The organism is Martelella sp. AMO21009 (assembly GCF_053484295.1).
Genome location: NZ_JBAKFR010000006.1, coordinates 211,928 through 219,292, shown reverse-complemented (window position 1 = coordinate 219,292; position 7,365 = coordinate 211,928). Strand labels below are relative to the sequence as shown.

Genomic DNA, 7,365 nt, shown 5'->3' with positions numbered 1-7,365 from the left:
AAATCACACCAAAACGGAATCCCATACGATTCATTCATCGCGCCTGATGCTCTAAGCCTGAAGGGCACCAGAGCCTGCTCCAATGAACCGGCTCCCCTTTTGGGGAGCCGGTTGGCAGTGGCCGGCGGCGCGGCAGGTCACATGAAGTCGCGCGGGATGCGCTGTTCGAACGCCTTCGTGAAGATTTCCTGCTCGCCTTCGAAGGCCGTCACGCTTGCCGCGATGATCCAGTCGTTTTCGGTGCAGCGCATTGTCGTGGTGGTCCTTGTCGAGACCGTCCATCCGTCGCGTTCAAGCCGGATTCTCCAGTCGATATCGCCCGTCATGGACAGCGGGTCGTTGGGATCGATGGCCCAGTCCTCGTTGCGGATTTCCTGGGTGCGCAATCCATTTTGCGGATGCACTTCCAGCCCGGTGTCCTCGTAGATACGATAGTGCGTCAGGCCGGTGACCAGATCCTTTTCGACCGATCGGCGGGTTTCCTCCGGCTGGCGCATTTCATATTGCGGCAGCGGATCTGGGTTTTCCGGCTCGGCGACGGCGATGCGCTCGTGTGCGCCCAGAAGCGGCAGGGCAAGACGGATGCTGGCGGTATCGATCGTCAGCCCCGGTGCCTCGGGCGATGGCAGGATGATCGGCCAGTAGCTCGTCGAAAGCGCGAGCTTGATGCGATGGCCCGGCGCGAAGCGATAGCCCATGGCGTCAAGCTGCATGGCAATGCGCGTCTTCTCGCCGCGGGGCATGGTGGCCGGGGTTTCGTTGCCGTTGCGATGGGCGAGGTTCAGGACGCCGTAGCAGGCGCGGGTCTCCGTGCCGTCGGGATGGACATCGATGATCCGCACGGCGAGGTTTTCCCAGTCGCCCTCGCAGACGACATCGACGGTAAGTTCCGGCGCGCCGAGATAGACGGCCTCTTCCGCAAGTGGTGCGGTCTGGAAGATCAGCGAACCGCCGTTGTCGACCCGCTGGTCGCCGGCGATTTCCGCGTCGGGCTTCAACGTGAACCACTCGCCGCCGCTGATGCCGGTATCGAGCGGCGAACGCAGATAGATGTCGCCCGTGCCTTCGCTGGCGCCGGTCGCGTTGAGCGTGCCGTCGGCACCAACTGTCAGCGTGTCTGTCTGCGGCGCTTCCCAGGCCTGTTTGGCGACCCAGTAGCCGGGATCGCGGTCGCGCCTGAGCGCCGGGCGCGGTCCGTCGAGAATATAGGCGCGCATTTGCGGGAGCTGTTCAGCACCGTTGTCGGCGTCATCCAGCCAGCGTTTCCACCAGGCGATGGCCTCGGCGTGGAAGTCCATGCGCGGTTTCGGCCAGGCGAAATGCGGATATTTGTGCACCCACGGGCCGACAATCGCCTTGCCCCTTTCGCCGAGGCCCTCGATCGCCTTCAGCGGCGTGTTGCGATAGCCGTCCGCCCAGCCGGCGATCACCAGCGCGGGAACGGGAAAGCCGTCGAAATCCTCGCAGATCGAGCCATGTTTCCAGAATTCGTCGCGGCGCTGATGGGCGAGCCATTCCTCCATGAAGAAGGGCTGGCCTTCCAGCCGCTCCAGCCACATTTCCTTCCAGCGATCGCCGACCAGATCGATATCCGGGGTGCGCGACTGATAGGCGAACATTGTGCCCGCCCATGAAAGCTGCGCGGAAAGATGCGTGCCGTTCTTGTAGTGGATGTCGTCATTGTAGCGGTCGACGGTGGAGGCGATCGAGATCACGGCCTTCAACTGCGGCGGCTTAAGGGCGGCCACCTGCAGGCAGTTGAACCCGCCCCAGGAAATGCCCATCATGCCGACATTGCCGTTCGACCAGGGCTGTGCGGCGATCCATTCGAGAATTTCACAGGCATCGGAGAGTTCGCGCGGGGTGTATTCGCCATCGATGACGCCGTCGGATTCACCCGAACCGCGGATATCGACCCGCACACCGGCAATGCCGGCGGCGGCAAAGACCGGATAGGTGGATTCATCGCGCGGGTCGGTTCCGCCGCGCTTGCGATAGGGCAGATATTCCAGCACGGTTGGCACCGGCTTGTCAGCCGCGCCGTCCGGCATCCAGATTCGCGTTGCGAGCCGCGTGCCGTCCTTGAGCGTGATCCACTGGTCCTCGGACGTCGTAAAACCTTGTTTCGCCATGGTTTTGACCTTTTCGTATTCGGTTCTGTCGGTAGGGGGCGCGGGCCGGAGGGGCGGCCCGGCCGGAATGTGTCAGTTGCCGGCGCTGGAAGTCCTGCGGCTGGCAAGCACCTCTTCCAGCCAGCCGATCTTCATTTCGGGCACGGATTTCAACAGCAGATCGGTATAGTCGTCGAAGGGCGGGGACAGCGCCTCCGCCTTGGGGCCGAAACGGACCAATTTGCCCTGATGCATCACCGCAACGCTGTCGGCAATCGCCCGGACAATGGCGATGTCGTGGGTGATGAAGATGTAGGACAGCTGCTTTTCCTTCTGAAGCTGCAAGAGCAGTTTCAAAATGCCATCGGCCACCAGCGGGTCGAGCGCCGAGGTCGGCTCGTCGCAGATGATCAGCTCCGGCCGTGCAGCCAGGGCGCGGGCAATCGCCACGCGCTGTTTCTGGCCGCCGGAAAGCTCAGCGGGGTAACGGTCGTAGAAACCGCTGCCCATCTCGATCTGCTCGAGCAGTTCGTTGACGCGGCCGCGGCGGGCCGAACCGCGCAGGCCCTCGTAGAAGGTCACCGCCCGGCCGATGATGCCGCCGACCGTCTGGCGCGGGTTCATCGCTGTATCGGCCATCTGGTAGATCAACTGAAGCCGGCGCAGCTCCTCGCGGCTGCGGCTCTTCAGCGCCGGCGGCAGGTCTTTTCCATTGAAACGCACGCTGCCGGCCGTTGGCGGCAGAAGCCCGGTGGCAACCCGCGCCAGCGTCGATTTGCCCGAGCCGGACTCGCCGACAATCGCAAGCGTCTGACCCTTGGGAACATGCAGCGAGACATCGAACAGCACCGGCATGGTGCCGTAGGAGGCCGAGATGTTGTTCATCTCGAAGAAGCGGTCGGACTGGTCGGCGGCCTCGTCATGACGGATCGCGCGGACATTCACCAGTTCGCGGGTGTATTCGGCATCGGGGTTTTCGATGATCTTTTCAACGCTGCCATATTCCACGGTCTCGCCATTGCGCAGCACCATGATGTCATCGGCGACCTGGGCCACCACCGCGAGGTCGTGGGTGATGTAGAGCGCGGCGGTTCCGGTCCTGGCAATCGCGTTCTTGATGGCGGCCAGAACGTCAATCTGGGTGGTGACGTCGAGCGCCGTGGTTGGCTCGTCGAAGACGATCAGTTCCGGGCGGCTGCAGAGCGCCATCGCCGTCATCGCCCGCTGCAACTGCCCGCCGGAGACCTGATGAGGGTAGCGGTTGCCGAAGCTTTCCGGGTCCGGCAGGCCGAGAATGCCGAAAAGCTCGATAGCCCGCCGGCGGGCCTCGCCGCGGCTCATCAGCCCGTGGCGCACGGTCGCCTCGATCACCTGATCGCCGAGCTTGTGGGCCGGGTTGAACGAGGCTGCCGCCGATTGCGAGACGTAGCAGACCCGCGCGCCGCGCAGCGCCCGCGTGCCGGATTTGCCGAGCTTCAGGATATCGACGCCGTCCAGCAGCACCTCGCCGCCGGTGATGGTGACGCCGCCGCGCCCATAGGCGAGCGGTGAAAGCCCGATGGTGGACTTGCCAGCGCCCGATTCCCCGATCAGACCGAGCACCTTGCCGCGTTCCAGCGTGAAGCTCACGCCCTTGACGATTTCGATCGGATGCGGCCGTTCGCCCGGCGGATAGGCCATCGCGCCGATCTGCAGGTTGCGGACCTGAAGCAGAGGGGTTTCGCCCTGTGTTTGAAGCTCAGCCACCGCGGCCTCCTTTCAGGCTGGATGTTGGTTTCAGCAGCCAGTCGACGACGAGATTGATGGAGATGGTGAGCGCGGCAATCGCGGCTCCCGGCACCAGAGCGGCGGACACGCCGAAGATGATGCCGTCCTTGTTGTCCTTGACCATGCCGCCCCAGTCGGCGGTCGGCGGCTGGATGCCGAGCCCGAGGAAAGACAGGGTGGAGATGAACAGCACGGCGAAGGCGAGCCGCAGGCCGAATTCGGCCAGCAGCGGCGTCATCGCGTTGGGCAGGATCTCGCGGAACACGATCCAGACCGTCTTCTCGCCGCGCAATCTCGCCGCCTCGACGAAATCCATGACCGCGATGTCGAGCGCCAGCGCCCGGCCGAGGCGGAAGACGCGGGTGGAATCGAGCACCGCCATGACCACGATCAGCACGAGCAGGTTCTGCGGCAGCGCCGCCAGCACGATCAGCGCGAAGATCAGCGTCGGGATCGACATCATCAGGTCGTTGAGGCGCGACAGGCCCATGTCGATCATCCCGCGCGTGACGGCCGCGACGAAGCTCAGGACAACCCCAAGCGAGAAGGCGAGAACGGTGGCGCAGATCGACACGAACAGCGTCATGCGCGCGCCATAGATCATGCGCGACAGCAGGTCCCGGCCGAGATTGTCGGTCCCGAGCGGAAAAGCCGCGCTCGCCGCCTCCCAGGGGCTTCCGACAACCTGGTTTTCGCCGTAGGGCGCGAGAAAGGGCGCAAAGACGGCGGCGATGACGGCAATGGCGATACCGGCCATGCCGATCCACGCCGTCAGCGGAATGGATCGTATGTTCATCGTGGATGCCTCAGGCGCGGATTGACGAGAATGGAAAGGATATCGGCGACCATGTTGAGCAGAATGTAGATCGACGCGAACACCAGCCCGCAGCCCTGCACCACCGGCAAGTCGCGTATCGTCACCGCATCGACCATGTACTGCCCCATGCCGGGGTAGACGAAAACCACCTCGACCACGACGACGCCGACGATCAGATAGGCGAGGTTGAGGGCCACGACATTGATGATCGGCGCCAGCGCGTTGGGGGCGGCATGTTTGACGATTGCCCGCAACGCCCCGATGCCTTTCAGCTCGGCGGTCTCCATATAGGCGGAGGACATCACATTGATGATCGCCGCCCGCGTCATCCGCATCATGTGGGCGAGCACCACCAGCACCAGCGTCGCCACCGGCAGGATGATGACCTGAAGCTTCTGCCACAGGCTCATACTGTCATAGACCGTGGCCGGAAAGGCCGCGACCGGATGCTGGACCACGAACACCATGATCAGCAGATAGGCGACGAAGAATTCCGGCAGCGAGACGGCGGCGAGCGAAACGAGGTTGATCAGCCGGTCCGCCAAACGGTCGCGATAGAGCACGGCGAGAAGGCCGAGGCCGACGGCGAGCGGAACGGCGATCACCGCCGCCGCGCCCGCCAGAAGCAGCGAGTTGCCGAGCCGGGCGGCAATCTGGCCGCTGACGGACTGGCCGCTTGCCCAGGAGGTGCCGAAATCGCCATGCAATATGCCGACGAGCCAGTCGAAATAGCGGGTCACGAGCGGCTGGTCGAGACCGAATTCGGCGCGCAGATTGGCGATCGCCTGCGGTGTTGCCGCCTGGCCGAGATAGGTCTCGGCGAAGTCGCCTGGCAGGATTTCGATACCGGCGAAAATCAGGATCGAACTGGCGAGAAGCAGGCCGATCCCGAGCACGATCCGCTCGCCGATGCGGCTTGCCATGGGAAAGCGCGCGCGCAGGACCACGAGGGGGCCGGGCGGCGGCGCGCCGACAGGGGCGGTTGGGGTTGGTTGCGTTTCTGTCATGGGGGTGTGAAAGCCGCGGCGTGATCCCGCGGCTTCCTCTTTTTCTCGGATCAGGAAACGAGCCAGACGCGGCTGGCGATCTGTCCGTTGGACAGGTCGTTGCCGACATCATCGATCCAGCCCTGCATCTTCACCGAGCGGGCGTTGAGGTAATTATTGAACACCGGTAGGATGAGGCCGCTATTGTCGCGCACCATGATCGCCATCTGGCGGTAGAGCGCGCGGCGCTTGTCCTGATCGGTCTCGGCGCGGGCCTCAAGCAGCATCCTGTCGAATTCGGGGTCCTTGAAACGGGTATCGTTCCAGGTCGAGGTCGAAAGCTGGGTCGTGGTGTAGCGGATATCCTGGGTCGCACGGCCGCCCCAATAGGAGGCGCAGAACGGCTTCTTGTTCCACACATTCGACCAGTATCCGTCGGCCGGCTCGCGCTGGAGCTGGAGGTCGATGCCCGCTTCCTTGGCATTGGCCTGGAACAGCACGGACGCATCGACCGCGCCGGTGAAGGCGGCATCGGAGGTGCGCAGCAGGATCGGGCCTTCATGGCCGGATTTCTTGAAGTAGTGCGCCGCTTCTTCCGGGTCGTAGGCGCGCTGCGGGATATCGGTCGGGGCCAGCGCATAGGCATCATTGACCGGATAGTCATTGCCGAGCGTGCCATAGCCGCCGAGTACCGTGTTCAGCATCGCCTCGCGGTCGATGGCGAGCTTCAGCGCCATTCTGAGATCATTGTTGTCGAAGGGCGCGGTGTCGCCATGCATCAGGAAGGAATAGAAGCCCTTGCCCTTGGTGCTGATCGTTTCGATATTCGGCGCCCGCGACAGCAAGGACATCGTCTTCGGGCTCAGCGTGTTGATGAAATGCACCTTGCCGGACGAAAGTGCGGCGATGCGGGCGGTGTTGTCGTTGATGACCAGAACCTCGACGCTGTCGACGAAGCCGCGATCCTCGTTCCAGTCATCCTCATTCTTCGAAAAGGTGATGCGGATGCCCGGCTCGAAGCTCTCCAGCTTATAGGGGCCCGTGCCGATGGCGCTGTTGGGATCGTCCATGCCGCCGTTTTTCTGGACCTGCAGATGATAGTCGGTCAGCATCAGCGGCAGGTCGGCATTGCCATTCTTCAGCGTGATCACCAGATCGCCGCCGCTTTCCTCAATGGTCTCGATCTCTTCGAGAAGGCCGAGCGCTGCGGAGGTGGAATCCTTGTCGGAATGGCGGCGGAGCGTCTGGGCGGCATCGTTGACGGTGAACGGCGTGCCGTCATGAAAGCGCACATCCTTGCGCAGCTTGAAGGTCCAGGTCTTCGCGTCGTCGGAAGAGGTCCAGCTTTCGGCAAGGCTCGGCAGCGCCTCACCGGACACCGGATCGGTGGTCACCAGCCGGTCGCCCCAGGTGAAGCCGACCAGGAACATGGTGCTGCCGGCATAGGTGCCGGGGTCGAGAATATCGGTTGTCTGGCCGCCGTCGAGGCCGAGAACGAGATGACCGCCGCGCTGCGGCTCTTTGGCCGCAAGACTCTCGCGCGGGATCAGCAGGCCGGACGCGGACGCCGCGAACCCGGCCGCGGCCGCGGAGGCAAGAAAGGCGCGGCGGTTAAGGCCGGTCTGCGGAATGGAGGATTTCTTGTTTTTCATCTGGTTTCCCCTGTTTGTGAGCATTGCATTCG

5 protein-coding genes are annotated in these 7,365 nt (G+C 63.7%); all 5 read right to left on the bottom strand.

The features are described from left to right. Positions 1–137 precede the first annotated feature (137 nt). Positions 138–2,132, bottom strand: a complete 1,995-nt coding sequence (locus tag V6766_RS10240; RefSeq protein ID WP_448466069.1) for a CocE/NonD family hydrolase — start codon at positions 2,130–2,132, stop codon at positions 138–140. A 72-nt stretch (positions 2,133–2,204) separates the two neighbouring features. Continuing rightward, positions 2,205–3,791 (bottom strand): ABC transporter ATP-binding protein, encoded by a 1,587-nt coding sequence (locus V6766_RS10235; protein WP_448466083.1) that lies wholly within the window; start codon positions 3,789–3,791, stop codon positions 2,205–2,207. Positions 3,792–3,849: 58 nt separating this feature from the next. Continuing rightward, on the bottom strand, positions 3,850–4,674 hold the full coding sequence (locus V6766_RS10230; protein ID WP_448466067.1) for an ABC transporter permease: 825 nt from the start codon (positions 4,672–4,674) through the stop codon (positions 3,850–3,852). Then, positions 4,671–5,702 carry an ABC transporter permease gene (locus tag V6766_RS10225; protein ID WP_448425923.1) on the bottom strand — a complete coding sequence of 344 codons (1,032 nt, stop codon included), beginning with the start codon at positions 5,700–5,702 and terminating at the stop codon, positions 4,671–4,673. Before V6766_RS10225 ends, V6766_RS10230 begins: the two co-directional genes overlap by 4 nt. Positions 5,703–5,752: 50 nt before the next feature. Beyond that, complete coding sequence (locus tag V6766_RS10220) at positions 5,753–7,333, bottom strand: ABC transporter substrate-binding protein (protein WP_448466065.1); 1,581 nt, start codon at positions 7,331–7,333, stop codon at positions 5,753–5,755. Positions 7,334–7,365 lie beyond the last annotated feature (32 nt).

Coding starts and splice junctions, on each gene's coding strand:
- V6766_RS10240 (WP_448466069.1), bottom strand. CDS start 2,132: ATGGCGAAACAAGGTTTTACGACGTCCGAGGACCAGTGGATCACGCTC.
- V6766_RS10235 (WP_448466083.1), bottom strand. CDS start 3,791: ATGGCCTATCCGCCGGGCGAACGGCCGCATCCGATCGAAATCGTCAAG.
- V6766_RS10230 (WP_448466067.1), bottom strand. CDS start 4,674: ATGAACATACGATCCATTCCGCTGACGGCGTGGATCGGCATGGCCGGT.
- V6766_RS10225 (WP_448425923.1), bottom strand. CDS start 5,702: ATGACAGAAACGCAACCAACCCCAACCGCCCCTGTCGGCGCGCCGCCG.
- V6766_RS10220 (WP_448466065.1), bottom strand. CDS start 7,333: ATGAAAAACAAGAAATCCTCCATTCCGCAGACCGGCCTTAACCGCCGC.